This window comes from Bdellovibrionales bacterium (assembly GCA_016714165.1).
Classification (GTDB): Bacteria; Bdellovibrionota; Bdellovibrionia; order Bdellovibrionales; family UBA1609; genus JADJVA01.
Genome location: JADJNU010000002.1, coordinates 732,919 through 757,321, shown reverse-complemented (window position 1 = coordinate 757,321; position 24,403 = coordinate 732,919). Strand labels below are relative to the sequence as shown.

General features: G+C 45.1%; 23 protein-coding genes. 12 read left to right on the top strand and 11 right to left on the bottom strand.

The features are described 5' to 3' along the window. Nucleotides 1–80 precede the first annotated feature (80 nt). Genes IPJ71_14870 through lipB form a run of 3 tightly spaced genes read left to right on the top strand, consistent with a single transcriptional unit; the run spans nt 81 to nt 3,624 of the window. Nucleotides 81–1,445 (top strand): 2-oxo acid dehydrogenase subunit E2, encoded by a 1,365-nt coding sequence (locus IPJ71_14870; protein MBK7844945.1) that lies wholly within the window; start codon nt 81–83, stop codon nt 1,443–1,445. Nucleotides 1,446–1,460: 15 nt separating this feature from the next. Beyond that, complete coding sequence (gene lpdA / locus IPJ71_14865; protein MBK7844944.1) at nt 1,461–2,930, top strand: dihydrolipoyl dehydrogenase; 1,470 nt, start codon at nt 1,461–1,463, stop codon at nt 2,928–2,930. Next, nucleotides 2,923–3,624 carry a lipoyl(octanoyl) transferase LipB gene (lipB, locus tag IPJ71_14860; protein MBK7844943.1) on the top strand — a complete coding sequence of 234 codons (702 nt, stop codon included), beginning with the start codon at nt 2,923–2,925 and terminating at the stop codon, nt 3,622–3,624. The genes lpdA and lipB overlap by 8 nt, the downstream gene beginning before the upstream one ends. Here the strand turns inward: lipB and IPJ71_14855 are convergent, their stop codons facing one another. Together IPJ71_14855 and IPJ71_14850 are read right to left on the bottom strand one after the other, a co-directional pair. Next, nucleotides 3,625–4,032: a biopolymer transporter ExbD gene (locus IPJ71_14855; GenBank protein ID MBK7844942.1), complete on the bottom strand. Its 408-nt coding sequence runs from the start codon at nt 4,030–4,032 to the stop codon at nt 3,625–3,627. It lies immediately after the preceding gene. Further along, nucleotides 4,032–4,664 carry a MotA/TolQ/ExbB proton channel family protein gene (locus IPJ71_14850; protein MBK7844941.1) on the bottom strand — a complete coding sequence of 211 codons (633 nt, stop codon included), beginning with the start codon at nt 4,662–4,664 and terminating at the stop codon, nt 4,032–4,034. The genes IPJ71_14855 and IPJ71_14850 overlap by 1 nt, the downstream gene beginning before the upstream one ends. A 134-nt stretch (nt 4,665–4,798) precedes the next feature. Between IPJ71_14850 and IPJ71_14845 the strand changes: the two genes are divergently transcribed. Then, complete coding sequence (locus IPJ71_14845) at nt 4,799–6,649, top strand: sulfatase-like hydrolase/transferase (GenBank protein ID MBK7844940.1); 1,851 nt, start codon at nt 4,799–4,801, stop codon at nt 6,647–6,649. A gap of 20 nt (nt 6,650–6,669) precedes the next feature. On the opposite strand, the gene IPJ71_14840 is transcribed toward IPJ71_14845, so the two are convergent. Beyond that, the gene (locus IPJ71_14840; GenBank protein MBK7844939.1) at nt 6,670–7,491 is read right to left on the bottom strand and encodes a radical SAM protein; all 822 of its coding nucleotides are present in this window, start codon (nt 7,489–7,491) and stop codon (nt 6,670–6,672) included. Nucleotides 7,492–7,538: 47 nt separating this feature from the next. On the opposite strand from IPJ71_14840, the gene IPJ71_14835 reads away from it, so the two are divergent. Next, complete coding sequence (locus IPJ71_14835) at nt 7,539–8,513, top strand: hypothetical protein (GenBank protein ID MBK7844938.1); 975 nt, start codon at nt 7,539–7,541, stop codon at nt 8,511–8,513. Here the strand turns inward: IPJ71_14835 and IPJ71_14830 are convergent. Genes IPJ71_14830 through IPJ71_14805 form a run of 6 tightly spaced genes read right to left on the bottom strand, consistent with a single transcriptional unit; the run spans nt 8,510 to nt 15,173 of the window. Then, on the bottom strand, nt 8,510–9,190 hold the full coding sequence (locus IPJ71_14830; GenBank protein MBK7844937.1) for a hypothetical protein: 681 nt from the start codon (nt 9,188–9,190) through the stop codon (nt 8,510–8,512). The two genes, IPJ71_14835 and IPJ71_14830, sit on opposite strands and share 4 nt — an antisense overlap. Continuing rightward, nucleotides 9,191–11,218 carry an FHA domain-containing protein gene (locus IPJ71_14825; GenBank protein MBK7844936.1) on the bottom strand — a complete coding sequence of 676 codons (2,028 nt, stop codon included), beginning with the start codon at nt 11,216–11,218 and terminating at the stop codon, nt 9,191–9,193. 38 nt (nt 11,219–11,256) lie between these two features. Continuing rightward, nucleotides 11,257–12,282 (bottom strand): FHA domain-containing protein, encoded by a 1,026-nt coding sequence (locus IPJ71_14820; GenBank protein MBK7844935.1) that lies wholly within the window; start codon nt 12,280–12,282, stop codon nt 11,257–11,259. After that, nucleotides 12,282–13,934 (bottom strand): FHA domain-containing protein, encoded by a 1,653-nt coding sequence (locus tag IPJ71_14815; GenBank protein MBK7844934.1) that lies wholly within the window; start codon nt 13,932–13,934, stop codon nt 12,282–12,284. The genes IPJ71_14820 and IPJ71_14815 overlap by 1 nt, the downstream gene beginning before the upstream one ends. Next, on the bottom strand, nt 13,921–14,268 hold the full coding sequence (locus IPJ71_14810; protein MBK7844933.1) for a DUF192 domain-containing protein: 348 nt from the start codon (nt 14,266–14,268) through the stop codon (nt 13,921–13,923). The genes IPJ71_14815 and IPJ71_14810 overlap by 14 nt, the downstream gene beginning before the upstream one ends. Next, nucleotides 14,268–15,173, bottom strand: a complete 906-nt coding sequence (locus IPJ71_14805) for a type II secretion system F family protein (protein ID MBK7844932.1) — start codon at nt 15,171–15,173, stop codon at nt 14,268–14,270. The genes IPJ71_14810 and IPJ71_14805 overlap by 1 nt, the downstream gene beginning before the upstream one ends. A 29-nt stretch (nt 15,174–15,202) precedes the next feature. On the opposite strand from IPJ71_14805, the gene maf reads away from it, so the two are divergent. From maf to IPJ71_14785, 4 genes are all read left to right on the top strand, one after another. Next, nucleotides 15,203–15,796 carry a septum formation protein Maf gene (gene maf, locus IPJ71_14800; protein ID MBK7844931.1) on the top strand — a complete coding sequence of 198 codons (594 nt, stop codon included), beginning with the start codon at nt 15,203–15,205 and terminating at the stop codon, nt 15,794–15,796. Then, nucleotides 15,774–16,484, top strand: a complete 711-nt coding sequence (locus IPJ71_14795) for a YggS family pyridoxal phosphate-dependent enzyme (protein MBK7844930.1) — start codon at nt 15,774–15,776, stop codon at nt 16,482–16,484. Before maf ends, IPJ71_14795 begins: the two co-directional genes overlap by 23 nt. A gap of 9 nt (nt 16,485–16,493) precedes the next feature. Then, the gene (locus IPJ71_14790) at nt 16,494–17,330 is read left to right on the top strand and encodes a pyrroline-5-carboxylate reductase (GenBank protein MBK7844929.1); all 837 of its coding nucleotides are present in this window, start codon (nt 16,494–16,496) and stop codon (nt 17,328–17,330) included. A gap of 175 nt (nt 17,331–17,505) precedes the next feature. Continuing rightward, nucleotides 17,506–18,081: a DivIVA domain-containing protein gene (locus IPJ71_14785; protein ID MBK7844928.1), complete on the top strand. Its 576-nt coding sequence runs from the start codon at nt 17,506–17,508 to the stop codon at nt 18,079–18,081. A gap of 11 nt (nt 18,082–18,092) precedes the next feature. On the opposite strand, the gene IPJ71_14780 is transcribed toward IPJ71_14785, so the two are convergent. Next, a complete protein-coding gene (locus IPJ71_14780; protein MBK7844927.1) occupies nt 18,093–19,190 on the bottom strand; it encodes a hypothetical protein in 1,098 nt (365 codons plus the stop codon). Between the two features lie 27 nt (nt 19,191–19,217). Between IPJ71_14780 and IPJ71_14775 the strand changes: the two genes are divergently transcribed. The 3 genes from IPJ71_14775 (at nt 19,218) to IPJ71_14765 (ending at nt 23,572) form a co-directional block, all read left to right on the top strand. Then, entirely contained in the window at nt 19,218–20,435 is a 1,218-nt protein-coding gene (locus IPJ71_14775; protein MBK7844926.1) for an MFS transporter, read from the top strand. Then, nucleotides 20,432–20,794 (top strand): rhodanese-like domain-containing protein, encoded by a 363-nt coding sequence (locus IPJ71_14770; protein MBK7844925.1) that lies wholly within the window; start codon nt 20,432–20,434, stop codon nt 20,792–20,794. Before IPJ71_14775 ends, IPJ71_14770 begins: the two co-directional genes overlap by 4 nt. Before the next feature lie 147 nt (nt 20,795–20,941). Next, nucleotides 20,942–23,572 (top strand): valine--tRNA ligase, encoded by a 2,631-nt coding sequence (locus IPJ71_14765; GenBank protein ID MBK7844924.1) that lies wholly within the window; start codon nt 20,942–20,944, stop codon nt 23,570–23,572. Here IPJ71_14765 and IPJ71_14760 read toward each other — a convergent pair. Next, nucleotides 23,564–24,397, bottom strand: a complete 834-nt coding sequence (locus IPJ71_14760) for a glycerophosphodiester phosphodiesterase (protein MBK7844923.1) — start codon at nt 24,395–24,397, stop codon at nt 23,564–23,566. The genes IPJ71_14765 and IPJ71_14760 overlap by 9 nt on opposite strands. Between the last annotated feature and the right edge of the window lie 6 nt (nt 24,398–24,403).

The following is a 24,403-nucleotide window of genomic DNA, read 5'->3' as shown; positions in this document are numbered from 1 at the left end:
TCGAAGATTCAGGCGAATGGGATTTGACCCAAATGTTATTGTTTTGATTCAAAACAAGAAATTTCAACCGGAGAGTAAAAATGGCGATTCAAGAAGTGAAGTTACCGGACATTGGAGAGGGCGTGACGGAAGGGGAATTGGTAAAGTGGCTTGTGAAATCGGGGGATCGGGTCGCTGCCGACCAACCGGTTGCTGAAGTACTCACTGACAAGGCAACTGTCGAAATTCCGACTCCGATTGCAGGAGTTGTAAAAATGCTTCTTCGCAAAGAGGGGGATATTATTCCGATAGAAACGGCTATGTTGTCTTTGGAAACGGGAGAAATTGGTGATGTTAAGAAGGTGTCATCGGAATCGCCAGATCCTAAAACCTCACATGTTTCATCTCAATCGCTTTCGGTTTCTCCAGTTGGTCAGAGTTTGAATGTCGCAACTGGTTCGGTCAAATCTCGAGGTGAACTGCCTCTATCAGCTCTCAGTGCATCGCCCGATATTTATCCTCCTGTGGCTGATTTCAGAACTTTGGCTACCCCGGGAACTCGCCGTCTGGCCCGTGAATCGGGAGTCGATATCAATAACATCAGTGGTTCTGGTCAACTGGGGCGAGTGACGAGAGAAGATGTGATAAAAGCCAAGAACATGACGAGTGGAGTCGGTGCTACTTTAGCAGGACGTCCGACGGTCGTAGGGCATGTCAAAGAGTCAAACCTTCAGCGGCCTTCTTACCAGGGGCCTGTCGGAGCTTCAGAAGAGCGTATTTCATTGCGCGGAATTCGTAAGAAAATAGCGGAGAATCTGCAATTGGCTAAACAGATAGTCCCCCATTTTACCTTAATGGAGGAGGTCGACGTCACTGAACTCGTCAGATTTCGGGAGCAGGCTAAATCTGTTGGCGACAAGGTCGGGGTGAAGGTCACGTATTTGCCCTTTGTCATGAAGGCCTTGATAGCGACCATTCGTAAATACCCAATGTTTAATGCTTCGATTGACGATGCCGCTTCTGAAGTTGTCTATAAAAATTATTTTAATATCGGATTTGCAGCTGATACGCCAAATGGCCTGCTGGTTCCGGTTATTAAAAATGCCAATCAGAAGACAATTTTGGATCTCAGTCGGGAAATTACAGAATTGGCAGGTCAGGCTCGTGATGGAAAGTTGCCACTTGAGTCGATGAAGGGTGCAACAATTACGATAACTAATATTGGAAGTGTTGGTGGTGTTTATGCGACGCCGATAATTAATCATCCCGAAGTAGCCATTTTGGGAATGTATAAAATCTCTGATCGACCTCTTTGGAAGAATAATCAATGGGTGCCCGCCAAGTTCATGAATTATACAATTACTTGCGACCATCGTTTAATTGATGGGGCCGTTGCGGCAAATTTTATGAGGGATTTTGCTTCAAGAATCGAGAGCCCGTCACAGTTAATGTTAGAGATGATTTGATTTATTTCTCAAGAAATGAGGGAGGATTTTGTGAGCCAGATTTTTGATGTTTGCGTAATCGGTGCTGGTCCTGGTGGTTACGTGGCTGCAATACGTGCAGCTCAGAAGGGACTCAATACGGTGATCGTCGAACGTGAGGCATTGGGAGGGGTCTGTTTAAATGTTGGATGCATTCCCTCGAAAGCGATGATTACAGCTGCCCATTTTCTTCATCGAGCCAAGCACGACGCTCCCGAGATGGGATTCGAGATCAAAGGAGACATCACGGTCAACATGAAGAAACTGGTTAGTTGGAAGAAATCAGTTTGCGACAAGATGTCAGATGGTGTCGGCATGTTGTTAAAAGCCAATAAAGTCACGGTTGTGAAGGGAGACGCGAGCTTTGTTACAGCTCAGGAATTGAGCGTGAAATCATCAGGCGGCACTGAGAAGGTCAGGGCCAAGCATTATATCATTGCTACAGGTTCTCGCCCAATTGAGATACCCGGCTTTGCCTTCGACGAAAAGTGGATTTTGTCTTCGACGGGAGCTTTGGATTTAGACCAAATACCGGATCGAATCGCGGTCATCGGCGGTGGCTACATTGGACTGGAAATCAGTTCTTACCTTGCAAAATTGGGATCTGAGGTGGAGGTGTTGGAGGCAACATCTGGACTCCTGGTTGGAGCTGCTGATCCAGATTGCGTGCAAGTCGTTCAGCGTCGCCTGGCGAAGAGCGGCGTGAAAGTTCACCTGGGTGCGAAAGCAAAATCCTACAAGGTATCGGGGAAGGCCGTTGAGGTTAGCTTTGAGCTGAAGGGCAAGGAAGAAAAAATCAAAGTAGATAAAGTCTTGGTGACTGTGGGTCGACGCCCCTGTTCTGATCAAATGAATTTGAGAGGTATAGGTCTTGCGATTGATGAGAAGGGATTTATTAAGGTAAATGCTCAACGGCGCACGAATCTGGGACATATTTTTGCCATTGGAGATATTGCCGGTCAGCCCATGTTGGCACACAAGGCAAGTCACGAGGGCGTTTTGGTTGCTGAGGTGATCGCTGGTGTGAATCGGGCTTACGATGCGAAGACCGTTCCGGCAGTTATCTTTACTGATCCTGAAATTGCCTCTGCTGGGTGGACAGAAGAGGATTGTAAAGCAAATGGGATTGTTGATTTGAAGGTGGGAAAGTTTCCTTTTGCAGCCAATGGCCGGGCAGTTTCAATGATGGAAACCGACGGATTTGTTAAGGTTATCGCGGACGCTAAGACTCATTTGATACTTGGGGTTCACATCGTTGGGCCAGAGGCAAGTAACCTTATCAGTGAGGCTGTTTTAGCGCTGGAGACAGGGGCAACCCTTGAGGATTTAGCACTTACGATTCACCCACATCCGACTTTGGGTGAAACAATGATGGAAGCTGCTGAAGCAGCGATGGGTCACGCCATTCATATCATTCAGAGACCCCTCAGCAAGGGAAACGGAACAAACGTGAGGGCGAATGTTTGAAATTGAATCTGTTCGCACTTTATCGACAAAGGGAGAGATCCCTCCCTTTGTGATTGAAGACTGGGGGTTGATTGTCTATCAGGAGGCCCTCCTGAAGCAGATGGAATTGGTCCAAGCAGTCAAGAACGGTAGCAGGCCGGACACCCTTGTTTTTTGTCGACACCATCCGGTTGTGACTTTGGGTCGCTCCACAGAGGAAGAAGATATTCAAGGTTGGAAAGGAGAGATCTATGAAGCTTCACGGGGAGGCCGGGCCACTTATCATGGTCCCAGTCAGCTCGTTGTCTACCCGATTTTTTCGCTGGAGCGAGAGCGAGGTTTTCTCACGCGTGCGCGTGATGTGCACCTTTATTTGAGATGCCTTGAAGCTTGTTTGGTAGCAAGTTTGGTTTCCTACGAATTGTCCGCAGAAGTTAAATCAATGGGTTCATTCGACAACGCGGGTTTACGAATGACGGGAGTTTGGGTCGGAAGCAGGAAAATAGCTTCTATTGGAGTTTCTGTGCGTTCTTGGATTACCTATCACGGCCTTGCATTGAACGTGGATTTGGATCCCAAGGCTTTTCAAGGAATAAAACCCTGCGGATTTGATTCTTCTACAATGGTTTCGATGGAGGAAATTCTGGGTTATCAAATCGACCGCGGGGAATTAATGCAGAGGATCGGAACTCAGTTCCTTCACTATTTTTCATGACTATTTTTTATCGATAGTGATAGCGAATTTCTTTACGCCAGCTTCCTTAATAAGATCGATCATGGCGACAACTTGACCGTGAGACACGTCTCGATCCGCCGAGATGATCGCTTGAATGTCTGGTTCTGTCTTAGAGATGTTAGACGAGTAGATGCTAATTTCTTCATTTACCACCACTCGGCCATTGAGAAAGGTCTTTCCATCATTTGTCATTGTGATAGTTAGCTGAGAGGGAGTGGAATCACTTCCACTTGCCGCTTTTGGAAGGTTGATATTTATACTCGGTTTCATGATCAGCGGGGTCGTAACCATAAAAATAATCAATACGACAAGCGTAATATCAACGAAAGGCACGATATTAATTTCAGAGATGGTTCCGTCTTCATCTTCAGATATTCTTCCAGCCATTAGGTTTTTCCTTTGATTGATTTGGCATAGGCTATGCAAAGGTCTCGGACGCCCTCAAGTCCCTGAAAAATGGAACGGACCTGTTTGTTGTAATAATTGTACGCAACAACAGCTGGAATGGCGACGATCAGCCCGATAGCTGTCGCAACCAGTGCCTTTGAGATGCCAATCATCACGGCTGCGGCATCACCTTGGCTTGTGGCTAACCCGCGAAATGCGTCCATGATTCCGAAAACTGTACCAAGAAGGCCGATAAAAGGGGCGTTTGAGCCAACTGTCGCAAGAAAATTTAAATGTTTCTCAAGTTGGTGGCGCTCAATGCGAGCATAAGAATTAAATATTTCCTCCAGCCCGACACATCCATTTGTTTTGATATGTCTCAAACCGTATGAGAGTGCTCGACCCTCTAAAGTGTCGCGGTCTCGACCGAGATCCTCTATTTCAAGCAAGTTATTACTATTTAAGGTTTCTCGAATTCGATCTCTTGTTTTGCGACTGGAGATTCGCACCTGCCTGATCGAAAGGTATCGCTCCAAAATGAAGGCCACACTTAAAATACTGAGAGTGACAAGTACCCAAAGTGTGATTTCGTGGCCGGCTTCTGCTATTAAAAAAAATTTATCAGTTAACATGTTCGAGAACTCCTGGTGGAGATACAATGTGAGTATTCGAGATCCTTCTATTATCTACGGGGCGTAGACGAGGGGTCAAGAGGGATGATGATTAGCGTTAACCTAGAAGAAATATTCACTTACGGGGAGCAATCGTGAACACTCAGGACGTGTTGAGACTTCAAATATGCGCTTGCATTTCTTTGTTTTTTGCCTTGATTCTGACCAGCTGCGGGTGGAGGGATCGATCTGCACCGTCTATGTTGGTCGTGGCAGTAGAGTATCTGGGATTTGATTCCTTTTCTTGTGGAACCCAAGAGACCGTATCTCTCCGTGATTTCTCAGGGTTTCATGTTTTCTGTGAAGAATCTGTGCGTTTCACACATGCATATACCTCTTCAATAATGAGTCAGGCGGCCATAGCTTCAATTTTGACAGGGCGTTATCCCTTTGAGCATGGGGTTTGGCATAACGGCTTTCAGTACCTCAGCGCTCATTTTAAAACGATCCAAGAAGTTGCGATCGAAAAAAGGTACCGAACCTCATTTTTTTCAGGGGGGCCTCCAATTTGGCGAAAGTCTGGCTTTGCACAGGGCTTTGAGGTTTTTGAGGACAACGTCAATCCCACGGCAAGCCAACCATATCGCCCAGTCGAGGAGAATTTTGGGGAATTTTTGAATTGGCTAAAAAAGGAATCACTTCATGACCCCTTTTTTTCCTTCATTTATGTCCCGGACCTTCAGTTTCCCGGAATTGCAACTAAAAATGATTTTGGAGAAATACGTGAGAAATCTTCATCGGGTCAACTGAGGGAGGTAGGGGAAAGTTTGGGAACTCTCATTTCTGACTTAAGGACTTTGGGTCGATGGGATAGCACGAATGTTATTCTGGTTGGGCTCAATGGACGGTCAAAAGTACAGCGACCAGGTGAGCTCGAAGCCTATGACCTCCATTCTGAAGCCTCACAGGTTGCGCTTTATATCAAGCCGGCTAGAAGCAAGCGTGATCTTGGTCTTGAATGGAAGATAGACAAAAATGTTTCTCTTGTTGATGTTGGTGCGACCCTATTTGATTTTTTTGGGAAGCCCCTTGTATCAAGTGGTGAAGAGCGATTGCCAGTTGTCTCCCTACTTGGCGCTTTGGATCGGCCACAGGTGTCATGGGATCAGGATAGACTCATATTAGTGGAGTCTGGGTGGCCACAATGGCGTGGACTTGGAGGTAGCCGTTTTTCTTTGCGGCGCGGTCACTACCTTCTTCTGTACGACGAGAAGATAAAGGTATTTAATACCCTCATTGATAGGCAAGAAATTTCACCGCTTTCTGAAAGTGACCAAATATTTCGGTCCATTTCCAATGAGATTTTGCTTTCGCTTCAAAATAAGGCCTTTATGCCGTGGTCTTTTCCTCCTCAGCTATTGCTGGAAAAGCTTCAGATAGGAAAAGCACTGTGGCTGGAGGATAAAAAAAATGAATCCTTAATAAAAAAACTTGTTGGTCTCACTCGGGCAGCGCCTTGGGATCAACAGCTATGGGGTTGGAAAGCTCTGATTGCGTTGCGTGAAAAAAATTGGAAGTGGCTCACGGTATTGGGAGAAAGGAACAATAAGGAGACATGGAAATACGTCGGTCAAAAAAATTTAGGCAGGTCCTTCCCTCTTTCGTCAATTGGCTGCCAAAGTATTTTTCTATGGGGTACAAAACGTTATCAACGTCCGAGACCTCATGAATGTGAGGACGAAGTGCTCATGAGTTTATTGCGGTGGATAGAGGAAAGAAATCTTGGATCAAAGCAACTGGCGCGCGAGCAGTTTGCTCGCCTCTTTCACCAGAATTTGACGGATCGTCGCATTGCAGGATGGAATTACGTAAATAGTTTAAAGTGGGACGTGAACATTGAAGAACCCAGCGAACCCTCTTTAGCGGAACTATTTCTTTCTTTGCCCGAAAATCAAAAATACTCAAAGATGGTCAATCAAATACTTCATGGCGAGGATCCACTTTAAGCGACGAAGAGCCCGTTCCTTCAGGGAAATACGAGTGCCTCGATTTGAGTCCGCCGCTTGAGTTTTGAAGCGATTGTGTAGAGTGTATCCTCATCGGCCTTAAGCAGACCTTTGATTGGAGGAGTGTGTTTCAAAGTATAGAGGTAAATCTTTTCAGGTTTCATCATGCCGATAACTTCTATCCATTCATCAATCATGGCATCCTTGGTATTATCGATAATTCCACGAACAAAAAATGATTGTATGGTGAATGATTTGAGCTTGCGGGTTCCAGAAATGACCTTTGGGAGATGAGCTCTGACGATGGGATTATTTACCAACTTGAATACAGATTCATTGCCTGCGTCAAGTTTCACCATTACTTCGTCCAATTTATCTAGACATTCCAATGTTCTGCGATTGTCAAGGTGGACTCCATTGGTCATAAGGGCAATAGGCAATTTTCCAAAATATTCGTCCCTCGCGGAGATCAGGAGATCGATAATTTCTGACAGATGGGGGTATAAAGTGGGTTCTCCATTTCCTGAAATAAGCAGCTTATTGAACGAGGATTGAGAAAAACCTTTCAACTTGTTGCGGATTTCCGAAATTAACTGCTCAGGAAGTGAAAAGGGCAATTCCCTTTTCAATTGGTTCATCCGAATAGTCGTCCGCCCCAGTTCGCAATAGGGACAATCAAAGGAGCACACTTTTTTTTCGTTGAAAAAATTGATTCCCAGCACTTGGCCCAGAAGTCGACTGGTAAAAGGGCCGTAAACGGCTCCCAAAATGGGTGGTAACTCATCAAGATGTTCGTATTCAGCTGTCTTTATGGGAGCATTCATATTAATATTAAGTCTCATTTTATGGAAGAATTCAATCTTTTAGGTATTTGTGTTTCATGAGATGTATGGGGAAGTTTAGAGTGGATGCTCAGATAAGATACCTTCTTCTGCTGGCGGTTTTTCTCAATTTATATTTTACTCCCCTCTCATATTCTGGTTCTGCTGTGCAGACCGTTTCGCAGGATGAATCGCGTTTTCCAGGATTTAAGTCTGGTCAATATGGATTGGCCGGGATGATAGGTCAGCCGATTTCAATTCGATATCAAGAATGGCTCAATTGGAAAAGAGCGTGGAATGCAGATTTTGGATATCAGCTTGATGAGTTTCTCGTCTTTGATGCAAATTATGTCTATTATTTGTTGAGCGAAGATGACCGCTGGAGAATGAGCCAAAGAGTGGGGACAGTTATGTTTTCTGTATTTGGCGGAATTGTAGCAGGCGTTTATTTAGGGGACAAAAGGGAAGAAGAATCGCAGTTGGGATTAAGGGCAGGTGGTGCCTTTGAATATCTCTTGCCTAAGGCAACGTGGTCCCTTCGGTTGGAGGTTTCTCCTGTGCTTTATCTCAGCGGGAGAACATCGGGCGGACTTCAGGGCGGAATCGGAATCACTTACTACTTTGACTCAAAAACTAAGAAGCGTCAGGAGCCAGGAACGCAATCTGATGAATCAGAAGATAGCTCTGATGAATTTCAGGATTTTGAGTCAGACTTTTCTGAGCCGAAGGCAACGAGTCCGAAAGTGATAAAAAAGAAGCCGCGAGTTGAGGAAACTCAAGAGATCAAAGAATCTCATCGGAAGTTGTCCAAACCCAGCGATGAAGTTGCGAAGAAACCGACCAAGCCTAAGAAGGAGGATCCAAAGAAGGAATCTGGGAAGCCGATCAGGTACTGGAAGGAATCCTCGCATCCGGTACGCACGCCACCACCCAAAAAGCCGGCGAAGTCTACCGAACAAAGTGATAGTCCATCTAAATCATATAATATTGAGAAATTTTACAATGATGAATCGGGAGATAAGAATTCCGATGTGGAGCTTTAAAAGCTTACCTGTCCAACCCAAAAGGGTTCCTGGGGAGACTGTTTTGAAATGATTGAGGATATTTTTTCGACTGATCTTTCCTCGAAACTCAGATTGAAAAATGAACTTGGCATGAATGAGTGACTAACGAGGAGCAGGCGATCTTCTTTGTTTACCCGAATCGTTCGAATATTCAAGGCGCTTGTAGAATGGATTCCCAAGAGAGTACTTGGCAATGGTGGCAAAACATTTCCTTTCCTGCTGAAATCAAGAGATAAATCAGCAAGAGAACCACTTGTTATGGGAGGGTATCCGCTTCTATCCAAGAAAACTTGGGGATGTCCCAATTGCACAAAGGAAAGTTCATTCGCGGAGACGGCGGCAGCAAAGAGTTCGAGGCTTGAGAGATATTCCTCTCGGTTTTCCTCCTGATAGATAAGATCGTTTGCCAACATGACGGCGGTTCTCAAGGAATTAGCAATAGACGAAAGACAAGTGAGTTTTTGAAAAGGGGAAGTCACTTCGATGTCATCTTTGGCAGCCAGAAAAAATTCAGTAATGGCTTGAATGGCCTTTCGAGCTGCATTTCGGGAGCCCCAGGGAGTAGCAATAATGAGGAGTCCTGACTGCTCCTCGATAAAGATTTCAGGACGAGGGCGGGAAAAACGTCCGTTATAGGATCGTTCTGCTAATTTCATTCAAATTCCAGTTCCATATTTTTGCAATTTTCGCTTTGCTCTTTGGTAATACTCGTCAGACTCGATGTCATTTTGAAGAATCTTCTTCCACTTCTCCTTTGCGCCTTCGATTTCACCCAGGCTCTCCTCGAGGGCACTGTCCTCGTAAATTGATCTCATTTCGCGACGAAGGTCTGACAGGATCTGGTCTCTCGTTGAACGGACCTCCTTGTTGTTGGGGTCTTCGTTGAGAGCTTGGTCGCAGGCTTCTATAGCCGGTCGATAGTTTTTCTTTTCATAATGGCTTTTGCATAGCGAAAGTCCGCTCTGAATTTTTTTGTCCAATTCCTTTTTGGTGCTGGCAAGCTCGCGAGTGGCAATATTTTCCAGATTTTGTAGACCAGGATATCCGCCCCGAAGAAATTTTTCAAATTCACTGATGGAATCGTTTAGTCGCCCCTTTTTGTAAAAATCCTTGGCCTTACGATATTGTGATTCTCCTGCTCTGCTCCTGGACTGTCTTTCAAGGGCATCGGCCTGTTCTTGCTTCTCGGCATCCTCTTTGGCCTGAATTTCCGAAAGTATGCTGACGACTCCCGAGTTACTGGGATCTAATTCTATTGCCAAGCTCAGGCATTCCTTAGCTTCATCAACAGATGCCCCTTGGCCCAAACGTGATTTGCAGTCCTTCACGATGAATGAAATTTTTTGTTGAGTTTCTATTCGTGCCCTCTCTTTTCGCTCGAGTTCTTGATTTTCACGGGTCATCTCAGAACCCTGTAGGCAGTGGGCTTGAAGTGATTTTGAATCCTCATAAAGAGGGACAATTTCATGTAACTTTATTAGCTCCGCGACGCAGAGCTCATATCTTCCTTGTGTGTAATGTCCTCGAGCAAGATTAAAGATGTCCTTTACTGCAAATTTCTTCTCGGGACTAAGTCTGTCAAAACTTGATCCCTCTTTGCTTGAGGAGGTGGCTTTTTGAGTTTTATTTGTCTCTGAATTAAATAGGTAACCAAAGAAGAGTAAAGGTATGGAGAGGACAAGGGCCAAACGGACCCGATTTCTTTTTAAACTCGTCACAAATCCTTTTAATCCTGCGGGAGGAGGGGCATCGAGTCTGACAGCAGATGGCCCTTCTGGGTCAAAGTATATATTTGGATTAAAGGGAGCAGGTAGTAACATTTGCGAGGGTTGATCGGGAAGGGGCGTCTGACTCGCAACCATGAGCTTGCTCTTGAAATCCCGATCTCTCATTTCAAGAATAATAGTGAGATCCATGATTGTAATGTGATCTCCGCTAACTATCTTGAAGGGCTCGTGTGGGGTGAGAATTTGACCGTTTATTGAAGTTCCGTTTGCGCTACCAAGGTCGGTTATATACATCCCCTCATTTGTTTGACTCAGTTCAAAATGGTTGCGACTGACGTGTCCGTCTTCGATTGGTATTTCACAATTCGCATCCCGTCCCGCAACCCAGAGATGTCCTACCAATTCAAGAACTTCATCTCTGTCTCGGTCAGGAAACCTAATTCGTAAGAAGGCGGACAAGTTGTTAATGCCAGGAGCTGTGGCTTCCAGATTCCCTTCGCGGGAAATGCCATTTGCTTTCAGTTCTGAGGTGATGAGTTCCCCTCTTTTATGAGTGGACGGCTGAGGTTGGCTAGTAGGAAACAACTGACCCTTGTTTATTGAATTGTCGGAGGCACCATCCCTGCTGTTTGATTGTGGATTTGAAGTTGCGAGAGATGATTTTTCGCTCTTACTTGGGTGGTCGGTAACGGAAGGAGTTGTCTGCGTCTCTTGAAATGTGAATTCATAGGGAGGAACTTGGAAGACCGAATCCCCCTCCAATTGAATTGTTTCGGCGGACTCACCCTCAAAAATGAGGCTGCCGTAGCGCGAAACTAGCTCTGCGATCCAGATTTCGTTTTTCTGAAAAATCTTTAAATGGCTTCGAGAAATTCCCTTTTGGTTATTTAGAGGGATCTCACAATTCTGGTTGCGCCCGGCAAAATATTGCTTACCCTCGACGAGGTCGACCGTCATATATTTTTTGCCATGAAGCCTTATGACCAGTTTAGCCATCAATATCTTTCCTCTACCATCGTGTCGCATGCATCGTAGTTGGCCTTTGCTTCTTTGTAGATGGCGCTATTTGCATCGACGACCATGACCATGACATTTCGAAAAGATGCCTTGCAAGCTGAGAATTGGGCCTGTTCTCGATATTTTCGTCCCAAAATCATATGGTATTGAGTCAATTCGTTGTACTTTCTTTGCGCCAGTTTTAAATATCTCAGACAAAGAGTATGTTCAGGAAAAAGGGACAGGCAGGCTTGAAACAGCTCAAGGGATCGGCCGTAGATACCTTGCTTGTAGTCGCGAAATCCCTGAAGATAGACGGCTTGCGCTTCATTGTATTGTTGCGAATTTTTTCCCTGTTTTTGACGCTGCTCTATGACTGATTCGCGTAATTTTTGAGTTTTTTCTATTTCAGCATCGACGGCTTCATCTGTACGGATCTCAGTGACATCCTTTTTTTTCGAAGTTTCAGACATGATCAGATATAGAAAAAGGACGGCCAGGCCGCCAACTAGATAACGAATTTTTGAGGAAGAATTGTTGGATTTGGATTGGGATGAGGAAGACGGGCGATAGAAGTTTCCCTGAAAATTGTCGTTTGGTTTTCCTGAGCCTGGGCCAAGGGTCTTTGTTCTTGTTGGAGCGGAAGAAGTTGTGAGATGACTCGGGATGGGAACGAGGCCCAGGTCTTGGGGGGTTTTGATCTTTAGTTTGAGCTCGGTTTCTCCCAGAACAATATGCGAGAGGTTTTTTATTCGGGATTTTTGCACTTCGATTTTATCTACAATCAGTACATTTGAATCGGAGACGTTTTCAATGAATATCCCATTTTCTGCAAATTCTATAACTGCGTGTTGGCGACTGCATTTCATATCGCTTTGGAATTGGATATCGTTCTCCTCCCCGCGTCCGAGCGTGACCCGTTGCCCAGTCAAACGATAAGTGACTCCTTGGTCCTTCCCATTCAATACAACTAGAGAAAATTCAAACCCGTGAGGTATAGATGGAGCAAGGCTTCCCTCAGTCATTAGGGGTGACCTCCTTGGTAGGAGGGCAGGATGCTCACAATAAAGTAAGCCACTTGATCGCTGCCATGAACCGCTTGCAGAGCGATTTCAAATGTCTCTCCACGGATATCAAGATTATTCGATGCAATTTGGTGAGGGTTCTGGAGGGCCCTCTCTATGAGATCTTTGATGCTCAGACGCATTGCTTGATCAGTGATCTTGTCAACAGTTTGAAAGACGAGATCCGAGGATTTCATTCCTGTTCGATCCTCAAATTCGGGATTAACAGATTGGATAGTGAGGTCATGTGCAGTGATTCCAATGGCACCAAAACCTATGAGTTGTACCAGATTGTTCAATTCTGCACCACGATCATACTCAACTCTCGTGGAATTTTTGGATGGATCCGAGCTGCCCATTCGAGAGAGAGCACTGTTGATATTTGAGACCAAGGCTTGCAACACTGGAAATTGATAGGAAGTCCGCAAATTATCATGATTTTCTTTTAGGGCGAGATCAAGCTGTTGGTTGAGAGTTACTAACGGAAATTCAATTGTTTTTAGAAGAAAATAGAAGAGAATAGAGCCGACGATTAAAGCGATAAAGAATGTCTGAATAAATAGACTGAGAGTGCGCGCATCATCTACGGCCAACGAACCCATATTATATATGACGGCAGCACAGGCAGTGACGGCTTGTGATCCCGTCTCGGGATTGTAGAATTCAATCGGAACCAGGGCCCCAATTGTGCTGTCATCAATCTGCTTGACGATTTCTCTTCCCTCTCGACGTGCCTCATGAATAAATGGAAGATCGGGGACCTGCCCAGCCAGAGAAGCCGGTGCGATGATATTTCCGTCCACATTTGAAATAATGAGAGCCCTTTCCACTCCAGGTTCCCTTTGGGCAATTTCAATGGAAACGGCCGATTCAATTCCCTGCATCAGCGGAGCACGATTTATTTTTGCCAATGTGCGAGCGATGGTGAGTGCCCGCCGCTGACTCTCCTTTTCTACGCTGGCCTTAAGGATTCGCATCAGTGGAACAGCTGAAAGAGAGGTAACAAATAGAATAAAAGCCCCCACAAATACGGCGAGGACCAGGCGAAACTCCATTATTTCAGGTAGTTTGTACACGCCTGGCAAAATCACTTCGTTTAGATATTTCTGAGCAAGTATCAGTATAGTTGCTTTGCTTTGTGGGGTACTGGATGTTTGTTGAGAACTGTGGTTTGGGGTGGAACTTGTTTCCTGCTGATGTTGAAATGCAATACTTTCGTTGTGAGGGTGACTGAACTGCTGTTGATAGTGGCCCAAATGAGGACTGGCTTGTTGGTAATTTAAGGGGGCGGTGGCAGCATTCGTCAGTCGAAGCAGTTCAGTCTGGCTCATTTCAATAATTTCAAAAAAAATTTCATGCAATGCGAGTTTTTCATTTCCAGTTAATCGCAGGTTTTGAATTTTAACCCCGTTGGCAAATGTGCCATTCCGAGACCCCAGGTCAGAGATAATAATCTTGTCATCAAAGATGTCCAGTTTGGCGTGTTGCTTGGAGACGCCGGCGCTAGATAAAATGACATTGCAACCTGGCTCGCGGCCGATTGTGTTAGTGCCGGCCTTAAGTTTGAAAATCTGTCCCGCCTGAGGACCAGAGAGAACTCTAAGCACCCACATAGAGTTGATCTCCGACTTCAATGTTTTGTTTATTTGCTAATCCATTTTTCATTTCGAATACGGAATGCGAACCCCAGGAGGGAAGAGTCAGTCTTTGCGGCGAAATATTTGGCTTTATTGCTTTCACGATTAGCTTTCGATCGACAAAGACAGCATCAATGGGAAACTGCATAAAGTAGGTGTGGATCCAGTTACAGTCTAAGATCCACATGACGGACTCTTCGCTCAGCGAGGCTCGACCGAGCAGCCCTTTGGACCGATCCCAAAATTTTTTTGCGATGATGACTTCAGAAAAGACTCTTTTATTTTTCGAGGTGTTTAGTAGGTAAGCCACTATTTCGCTCCATAAAAAAATTGAAGAACCACAGGTGCGAAGACCATGATAAAAACCGCGGGTAAGATGAATACCATCATTGGAATGAGCATGGCCTGAGAGGCTTTTGATCCAGCTTTTTCGGCTCGAATAAAGCGCTCGAGGCGCATCTGGGCGCTTTGATCTTTCAACACCGACGCGATTGGAGCGCCAGTGTAGTCAGCATCTCTGATCATTGCAACGAAGCTTGTGATTTCTGGAATGTCCAGGCGCTGTGCGAAAGCTTTAAGAGCATCAGATCTTGAGCTGCCTAGTTTGATATCTTTAAGCACAATTGAGAATTCGTCGGCGAGAACGCTGTTTTCTGCCTTTTCTACAATTCGTTGAATGGAATTAATGAAATCAAGACCTGCTTCGGTCGAGAGTGCAAGAAGGTCAATGAAAAATGGCAAATCAACAACAACAAAAATATAACAAAATTTCTTCATGGACCCGCAGTAGAGGTGAGGAAACTGCAGTCCGGTGACTCCGATAATGGCGCAGAGCCAATACGGATAACCAAGCTGGAGGGCAAAGTTGAGGATAATGAGAAAGATAGGCACCATCACTCCCCAAAGAATTTGCAGTCCAATGAATTCATCCACATTGAGTTCTTGAGACAGGCCAGAGGTAAGAATCAATTTTTCAACTTTTTTGCGGTATTTCTCATTTTTAATCCGCGTGGCATGCTGAAGGGTGAAATTATGAACCAGAGGGCGCGAGATATTAACGAGTGGGGATTTAGATTTGCGAGGCTCATCGCCTGAGGCCCAGGCGAGAGCATCAGAATCGGTGTTATTTGTAAAGACTGCTGTGGCGAACAAATAAATGGCCAGAGCTGCTAAACCCAGTCCGCTCAACAGGATTAAGAAATCAAAGCTTAACATCTATGATCCTTTTATGATCTAAAATTTCCATGCACCAACTTATCCTCGTTTCTCAGTCGCCGCACCGTCATGATCTCCTCACTTCGGCAGGTTATCGGTTTCGCGTGGATGCTGTTAAACTATCGAAAACAATTAACAAAAACCTGATGCCTCGGTCAGTCGCTGAGTCTCTAGCGAGGGAGAAAGGCCAGGCCTACATAGCTCAGACTAAACCAATGAAAGGACAAGGTTTTTTGATTCTTTCTGCGGACACTGTCGTTGTGTTGAAGGGCGAAGTTCTGGGGAAACCAAAAAACTCGGCCGAAGCCGCGGACTTTCTCAGCAGATTATCTGGAAATATGCATAGCGTTATCACAGGTATCTGTGTGCACGATGTAGACGGAAAGAAAGAGACTTTGGTTTCAGATGAAAGTCGAGTTTGGTTTCGGACACTGGCTAGGGACGAAATCGTCACATATATCGCCAGCGGGGAGCCATTTGACAAGGCGGGAGGATACGGCATTCAGGGCGCGGCCGGCGCCTTTGTGAGCAAGTTGGAGGGCTCTTTTTCCAATGTGGTTGGGTTTCCCATCGAGCTCTTTAATAAAATGGAGGTGCGAAATGGTTGGAAAATCCGTGCGTGAGAATTGGCTTGAGATACAGGCTGAGATGGCAAATGCCCTGGCAAGGTCGGGAAGGACACAAGACTCCGTCAGAATAGTTGGGGTGGCAAAGGGACAAAGTATTGAAAGAATTCAGGAGGCTGTTGCCGCAGGTCTTGAAATTGTGGGCGAAAATTATGCTCAAGAATATTTAAAAAAGGTATCCTTGCTCGGTGACACTCGTCTGGAGTGGCACTTTGTTGGCCACATTCAGAGCAACAAGGTAAGGGATTTGGTTGGAAAAATAGATCTTATTCACTCTGTGGATCGCGTTAATATAGCCCAATTGATCGGACAAAGGGCAACAACTCAAAATCGAGTGCAGAGGATTCTGGTTGAGATTAATATCGATGACGCGCCGAATAAATCAGGAATAGACTTTCGAGAGGGCAGAGTTTTTCTGGAGGCCCTCCAAAAGATTGATGGGATCAGAATTTGTGGTTTGATGGCGCTTCCGGCGCCTGGTAGGTTGCCGGAGGAAACTCGGAGAGGGTTTGCTCGGCTTCGTCAATTGCGAGATCAGTGGAGCTCTGAAGTTTTTGGTGGGTCGGCCGGGCATCATTTGTGTGAATTATCGATGGGAACAAGCCAAGATTTCCAATATGCTATTGAAGAGGGAGCAACTTACATACGTTTGGGAACCCGTTTGTTTGGTGAACGGCAAGGTTGAGGAGTAGGCATGACCGGAGATTTCTTAAAGGGTCGCAACATAGGTTTTATCGGCACTGGCAATATGGGTCAGGCCATTATTCGAGCTTTGGTGAATACCAATAAAATTCCTGCCGAAAGAATTTTTGCAACCAACCGCACACAGGGAAAACTGCAGAAGCTCGTTGAACAAATGGGAATCCGAGCACTAGTTAACAATGAAGAGCTGTTGGAACATTGTGACGTAGTGATCATATCTGTAAAACCTCAGGATTTTATTTCAGGGATTGAGCCTATTTCTTCTGCCTTTGGCCTCAATCATACGGTGATAAGTCTCATGGCTGGAGTTTCACTGAGGACTTTAAAAAAGGCGATGCCTAACGTGAGGAATCTGATAAGAGCGATGCCAAATACGGCGGCCCTAATCAATAAATCCGTTGTAGGCTTTTGTTTGGCAGAGTCAGCGAAGGGCATGGAAGGAGTTGCCGAGGATCTATTGAGTGCCCTTGGGACTGTGGTGCAGGTAGATGAAGGGGAAGAATTTGAGGCACTCACGGTCTCCTGTTCAAGTGGAATTGGGTTCGTTTTCGAATTGATGATTTACTGGCAGGAATGGTTAGAAGAGCATGGCTTCGATGCGGAAATTGCGAGAACAATGACGGTGAGTACCTTTTTAGGTGCCTCCCTTTTAGCAGATCAGGCCCCAGAAACTGCACTGCAGGAACTGCAAAACAGAGTGGTCTCTAAGAAGGGTGTCACATCTGCGGGATTGGATTCTATGCGAGAACTTGAGATTGAGCGGGCTCTTCGTTACAGCTTTGAAAAAGCTGTTTTGAGGGATCGTGAAATTGGACAGACGTCGGTCTAGATAAGCAATTTGTGAGCGACAGGATGAGGATCGTGCTTCTCTCTACTGGAATTCTCTGGCGACAAATGATACCATGGCAGTTCTTTGTATGTTTGGTTGTTTGTGGTTTTCTCAAGTTGATTATCGGAAATCCTTCTACTTGAGTATTTGAATAATATTGAACATGGGGGGAGCTGTGAAAATTGCACCAATAGATATCGCGCACAAGACATTTGGTCGTAGATTCATGGGCCTTGACGCTGATGAAGTCGTTGATTTTTTGCGGGTAGTGGCCGATGAGATGGAAGCTCTTGTGAGAGAGAGAAATAATTTGCGTGAAACACTCAGGGAGCGAGATTTAACCATTGTGGATTTTAGAGAGCGAGATGAGCTTCTAAAAACGACTATTACAACGGCGACACGTATGGCTGAAAAAATCCGTGAAGATGGAGAGCGCGAATCTCGTTTAATTGTGGGAGATGCCAATCAGAAGAGTGAACTTATTGTGAGAGATGCCCGTGATTCACTCAAAAAAATCTATAGTGAAATCACTGATTTAAAAAGAATTAGATTGCAGTTTGAGAGCAATTTAAAAGCTTTGATTCAGAGTCATCTGACCATGCTGGATCAAGGACAAAAGATTATGCCGAGCCCCGAATTGAGTCTTTCGATAACTCGAGAAGTTGATCAAATTCATGAAGAGGATCTTATTCGATCAAAAGTTCACGATGCAGTGACCAAAGGAAGTAAGTCGGCCAAGAGTTTTCAGTGAGAGCAATCAGTTTATTTTTTGAATTTTTTATCTAAATGTTTTTCAGCTTCGTCCAAGATTTCCTCGTCAGTTTTTTCTTTCTTGCGGCGAAATGGCTTTGGAGAATCTTCCTGAAAGAGTCTTTCATTGTATTCAGTACTTTCAATATTGAACTTGTTTAGATCATCGTTATTTACTTCTTTCCGGCGGGTTTTTGTAAATTCTCCTTGGACAGAATTAAAGTTCCAAACAACCTGAATCCCGATCGTGTTGCCTTTGGCCGAGTTCTTGCCTTGAAGATCAAGAATGTATTCTCCCTTCAGAGCTAGCGCTTCACTGATTTGGGCTTCTACATATGCACTTGCTGAGAGAAGGTTGGGATTTATTGAATAATATTTGAGGGAGCCCCCGTTGACTCGAGACGTAACTGCTGTGCGTTGAACGGGAGAATTCGTTAGCTCATCTTCCGTGATGCTTTGATATCCAAAGGCCTCGCCACCCAAAGCCAAACCGTCAAAATCTATTTTTGTACCAATGACATATTCTGCTAGGCTCGCTCTTCCATCAGCGCGATAGTCTGCTCCCAAGTACATGTAATTATCCAGCGTCATTGCCTTCTTCTGAAGCCAAGTTCCAAATTTGACCTCTAGAACTCCTTCACTAAGAATGATGTCATCGCCATTTGGGTCAATCGGCGCGTTAGAATAAAAGACCATCAGTTCTGGTTTGACCTTCAAAGGATTTGTTAGGAGAAAGTACTGCATCCCTATGAAAGCGTTGGTAACCGCAGAGTTTTTTCGCAAAGAGACCCCATCTGAACTCTCACCCTGGCTTGCGGTAAATCCCAGCTTATAGGCTTTCCTGCTGGTTGCCACGTAATCCCATTCAAACTTATAGGTGTTCACATTGAAATATTTATTCGATCCCAATTTTTCAAAGGTGCCGTCAGCTGAGTCAAAATTATCTTCGCTGCTAAAAAGTTTAGCGTCAAAAATAGCTCGATGTGATTTTGGGCGAAAAATCACAGGATCAGCGGCGGCCAGGAATCCGACACTGAAAACCGCACAAAGCTGGATTCGTAGGATAAACTGCGCTAGTATCTCACATCGTTCCATAATCTCTATTTTCATGATTGATATTCTACAACAGGAATTCCTTTGAGCATAAAAAACAAACCCCTAGTTGTCATTTTCTTAACAGTTTTCATTGATCTTATTGGATTTGGCATCATCATTCCATTGAGTCCCTATTTAGCCAGGGCCTTTGGTGCTGATGCCCTTCAGGTCGGGCTCTTAATGGCGGTATATTCTGGAGCTCAGTTTGTATTTTCGCCGTTTTGGGGGCAGCTGAGTGATCGTTGGGGGCGTAGGCCCATCATATTGCTAAGTTTGGTGGGGGCCGGTCTGTCGCATTTAATATTTGCCTTTTCGACGACCTACACTCTTCTTTTTGTAGCCCGACTATTGGCTGGTATTTTTGGAGCAAACATATCGGCAACAATGGCTTATATTGCGGACATAACGGATGAAAAATCTCGTTCTAAAAATATGGGCATCATCGGAGCTGCCTTTGGTTTAGGTTTTGTCTTGGGGCCTGCCTTGGGAGCTTTAGCTGGCCATGTAGGCGAAAGTCTCGGGAGCAATCCTCCCTTCGGGGCGAGTTTTGCCGCTGTCGTCGCAGCCGTGATCTGCTTGTTAAATGCATTTTTTGCTTGGAACGTCCTTGTGGAGTCTCGACCTGCTCAATTGAAGATTGTAACTGAAAGGAAATCGCGCTTTGGCCTGATGAGAAAGCACCTATTTTATCCAGTTATAGGTCAACTGCAGGTGATGTATTTTTTAGCATCTTTTGCAATGGCGCACATGGAAGCGGCTCTTTTTCTTTTTGTTCAGGACAAGTTCAATTGGAGCCTCATGACTGCGGGCCTTGGTTTTGCTTATGTTGGAATAGTAATGGTCATCACCCAGGGGTATTTTATTCGGAAGCTTCTTCCTGTGGCCGGGGAGCGACGCATGTTGATGTCCGGTCTGGTCATGAAAGGACTGGGGCTTGCTGGTATCGCGGCATCGAATGAAGTTTGGCAACTGGCCGTTGCTGTCACTTTTTTGGGCCTTGGAACTGGTTTTATTAATCCTTCGTTATCAGGCAGTATTAGTTTACTCACAAAGGAAAATGAACAGGGTTCCGTGATGGGCATCAATCAAAGTTTAAGTGCTTTGGGACGCATCATCGGGCCCGTATTGGGAAACTTACTTTATCGTGATGTCAGTCATCAGTCCCCGTTTTGGGCGGCAAGCTTGGTTGTTGGGATTTCATTGCTCATCGGGATTTCAATTTTTCGAAGTATACCAACGAAGGCGCGGGTTGTTGTTTGAAATGGTTTTTTAAGAAATTGGATGTTTGGAAGATTGGCCCTTTTCAACTTGAGAATATCATCCAAAATTCTGGGCATTTTTTCCTTTTTGATTTGCGCGAGCCGAAAGTGCTGTTGGAAGAGGAGGAGCTTCTCTTTGCACCCTTTTTGTCAGGGGCGAGGAGGTTGCCTCCAGAACTGGTGAAGAGTTCGCTTTCGGAGCTATCAGCTGGGTTGGATTCTCCCGTTATTCTCGTCTGTCAAAATGGAAGAGTATCGTCAAAGGTGGCTAAAGACCTTGGAGCGCATGGGTATGTGAATATTTACGTTTTGGAGGGAGGAGTGAAATCTCTTCGAACCTTTATTGAGTCTGGAGTGTAATCGAGTCTTCCATCCTTGTTTCTCCGCTTGGATTAATGGTAAATTCTGTGGTCGATATTTTGGATTTTTATCCAATCGCAGCAATGGTTGAAGGAGGTTTATTTGGAATTGCCTGATCGTTATAGTCCCGAAGAGGTTGAAGGTCGGATGTATCAATGGTGGATGAATAAAGGTTATTTCAAAGCGCAGGATGTGTCCACGAAGCCTCCCTATTGCATCATTTTGCCTCCACCAAACGTAACAGGGTCTCTGCATATGGGCCACGCCCTTAATCATAGTATTCAAGATGCCTTAATTCGGTGGAAGCGAATGAGTGGATTTAATGCCCTCTGGCTTCCGGGAACTGACCATGCAGGGATTGCCACTCAGAGTGTTGTTGAAAAACAGTTGGCCAAAGAAGGAAAGACCCGTCATCAGATAGGCCGGACGGATTTTGTTGCGAAGGTTTGGGAGTGGAAGGAACAGTACGGCGAGCGTATCATTGAGCAGATGAAGAGGTTGGGAGACTCTTGTGACTGGGATCGCCTCTGTTTTACTCTGGACGAAGGTGTGTCGACGGCTGTTCGGAAGGTATTTGTTCAGCTTTACAAGAAAAATTGGATTTATAAGGGCACTCGCCTGATCAATTGGAGTCCAAAGTTGGAGTCGGCGCTTTCTGATCTGGAAGTGGATTACAAAGAAGTAAAGGGAAGTCTCTGGCATATCCGTTATCCTCTTGAGGACGGGACGGGACACCTCGTGGTTGCAACCACTCGACCTGAAACCTTGTTGGGTGACACAGCCGTCGCAGTTCATCCAGAGGATGAAAGATATAGTTCCCTCATTGGCAAAAGCGTCAAACTGCCACTCACAGATCGGTTGATAAAAATAATTGGGGACGATTATGTTGATAGGGAGTTTGGCTCGGGAGTCGTGAAAATTACTCCAGCCCATGACTTTAATGACTATGAGATTGGAAAGAGGCATCAACTAGAGTCAATTAGTATTCTAGATAGAAAGGGTGCTCTCAATGAGAACGTTCCGAAGGCCTATCAGGGTTTGACCGCAAAAAAGGCGCGTGAACAGGTAGTGAGTGATCTTGAAAGCGGTGGCTTTTTAGAGAAAATTGAATCTCATATACATTCTGTCGGGCACTGTTCCCGATCGGGTGTCGTTGTAGAACCTTTACTTTCGGAGCAGTGGTTTGTAAAAACATCAGAGATATCCCTCCCAGCCAAGCGAGTCGTTGAGAGTGGAACAGTTCTGTTTGAACCCGAATCATGGACCAAGACTTATTTGCACTGGATGAATATCATTCAAGATTGGTGCATTTCTCGCCAACTGTGGTGGGGACACCGTATTCCGGCCTGGCATTGCGATGATTGTAGACATGTGACGGTTGTTGAGGCAGACCCTCAAAATTGCGAGAACTGTCAGAGCACTCATATTCGTCAAGAAGAGGACGTTTTAGACACTTGGTTTTCGTCTGCACTTTGGCCGTTTAGCACAATGGGATGGCCAAATGAGACGGAGGCATTGCGAACTTTTTATCCCACTAATGTCGTGGTAACAGGTCACGATATTATTTTCTTTTGGGTCGCTCGCATGATAATGGCGGGACTGGAGTTTAAAAAGGATGTTCCTTTTAGATCCGTGTACATTCATGGACTGGTGAGAGATTCTGAAGGCAGAAAGATGTCCAAATCCCTGGGCAATTCTGCTGACCCAGTAGAACTGATCGAAAAATTCGGGGCTGACGCACTTCGTTTTACTTTGTTGTCTCAGGTTTCTACGGGTAAGGACCTCAAGTTTTCGGATCAGAGACTTGAAGGCTATCGCAATTTCATGAATAAACTCTGGAATGCCACTCGATTTGCGCTCAAAGCCATTGAGGATGTCGATTTTAAATCAGTCAGCATTGACGATTTGCCTCCATTGAATGACCTTTCTCACGCTGATCAGTGGATTATCTATAAAATGAGCATTTGTATGAAGGAAGTGGAGACATCATTAGAATCGTACCGCTTTTCAGACGCTGCAAATGCCATCTACTCTTTTGCCTGGCATGAATTTTGTGACTGGTATTTGGAATTTATCAAACCAGTTGTATATGGAAGGGAAAGCAGCGAAAAACGGGCAACCCAAATTGTTTTGGCTCAGGTTCTTAATAGGTTAATGAGATTGTTGCATCCATTTGTCCCATTTATTTCGGAAGAGTTATATCAAAAACTTCCAATCAGAGGGGAAGCTTGTGTTGTGGATCGTTATCCTACAATTTTGAGCGACAGAAATTGGCTTAAGGGTGGCTCTCAGGAACAGGCCTTTGAATTGGATGTGGTTAAGGGAGTTATCACAGCTCTTCGAAATATTCGAGGTGAAAATCAAATTAAACCCGGACAAGAAATTACTGCACGGTTGGTTCCATCGGAAGACAAATTGCAGAAAATTTTGCAGTCGAATAAGGTCGCAATCATGAGGCTCGCTAAACTGGGCTTATGTGAGATTGGAGAAGCAGGGTCCCTAAGAAAATGTGCGATCAGTCCCTTTGTGGTGGGTGAAAATAAGGTCATGGTGGTGGTTCCTCTCGAGGGAATTGTAGATCTTGAAGAGGAGGTTAAGCGTCTAGAAAAGGTTATTGAGAAGGGCGAGAAGGAAGTTTCGGGGATCTCAATGCGCTTACGGAATGACAATTTTGTCAAGAATGCACCTCCAGAAATTGTCATTCAGGCCCGAGCTCAGTTGGAGGAGCAGCAGATAAAACTAGCCAGTCTGAGGGAGAATTTGGCTCGATTAAGGTAGTTCCAGCATCCATTGCTTTAACTCCAAGGGATGATTGGTGAAAAGCCAATCAACTTTGCGGTTTATCTCTCGGTAAAGACTGTTTGGTGATTTGATAAAGCCAACACCAATTTTTTGTTCATGGTGGTGGTGAAGTTCAATGAGAGAAGGTGTCATAAAAAGATAATGTCCCGTTAAACCTCCATAATTTCGGTTGAGGCATTCTTTGCTCATTTCGCCAAGGTCCCAATCTGCGATGCCCAGCATGCAATCAGGAGGTAGAAAATCAACACGCTTGAGAATTTCCTTGGAAAATGACATCAAATGATAATCAGTTCCGGGTCTCAGAGCTTTAAGTATCTCGAGAAGTCTTTGCATCTTAATGTTATCGGGATCAGAAAGACTTTCTTTCAATTCAATCATCAAGTGAATCTGTAAACCAAAAAGATCCACCACTTCTTGAAGGGTCGGTATCATGGGGGCATGTTGTCTGAGCATCCTTAAGGTGTAGCGAGAAGGGTTGATGCTCGGGCGTCCAAAAACCCTACCGCAGTCCTGATCGTGGAGCACAACAGGAAAGAGATCTTCAGTCCAACGGACGTCGAGCTCGATTCCCCATATCTGGTTTTTCAAGCAGCTATCAAAGGCGGCCAAGGTATTCTCAAAAATCTCAGTGTTATCGTGATGGCCTCTGTGCGCTATGATTTTGGAGAAACGTAAGTGTTTGAATGAGGGCTTCTTCTGTGGAAGTTGTGCGAAGAAACCATCGACAGAATATTGCAGAACATCGGTAAAAAATTCGAAACTCATTGGTTCAACATAAAGGGAGGTCGTGCGACGGGTCAACAGCCT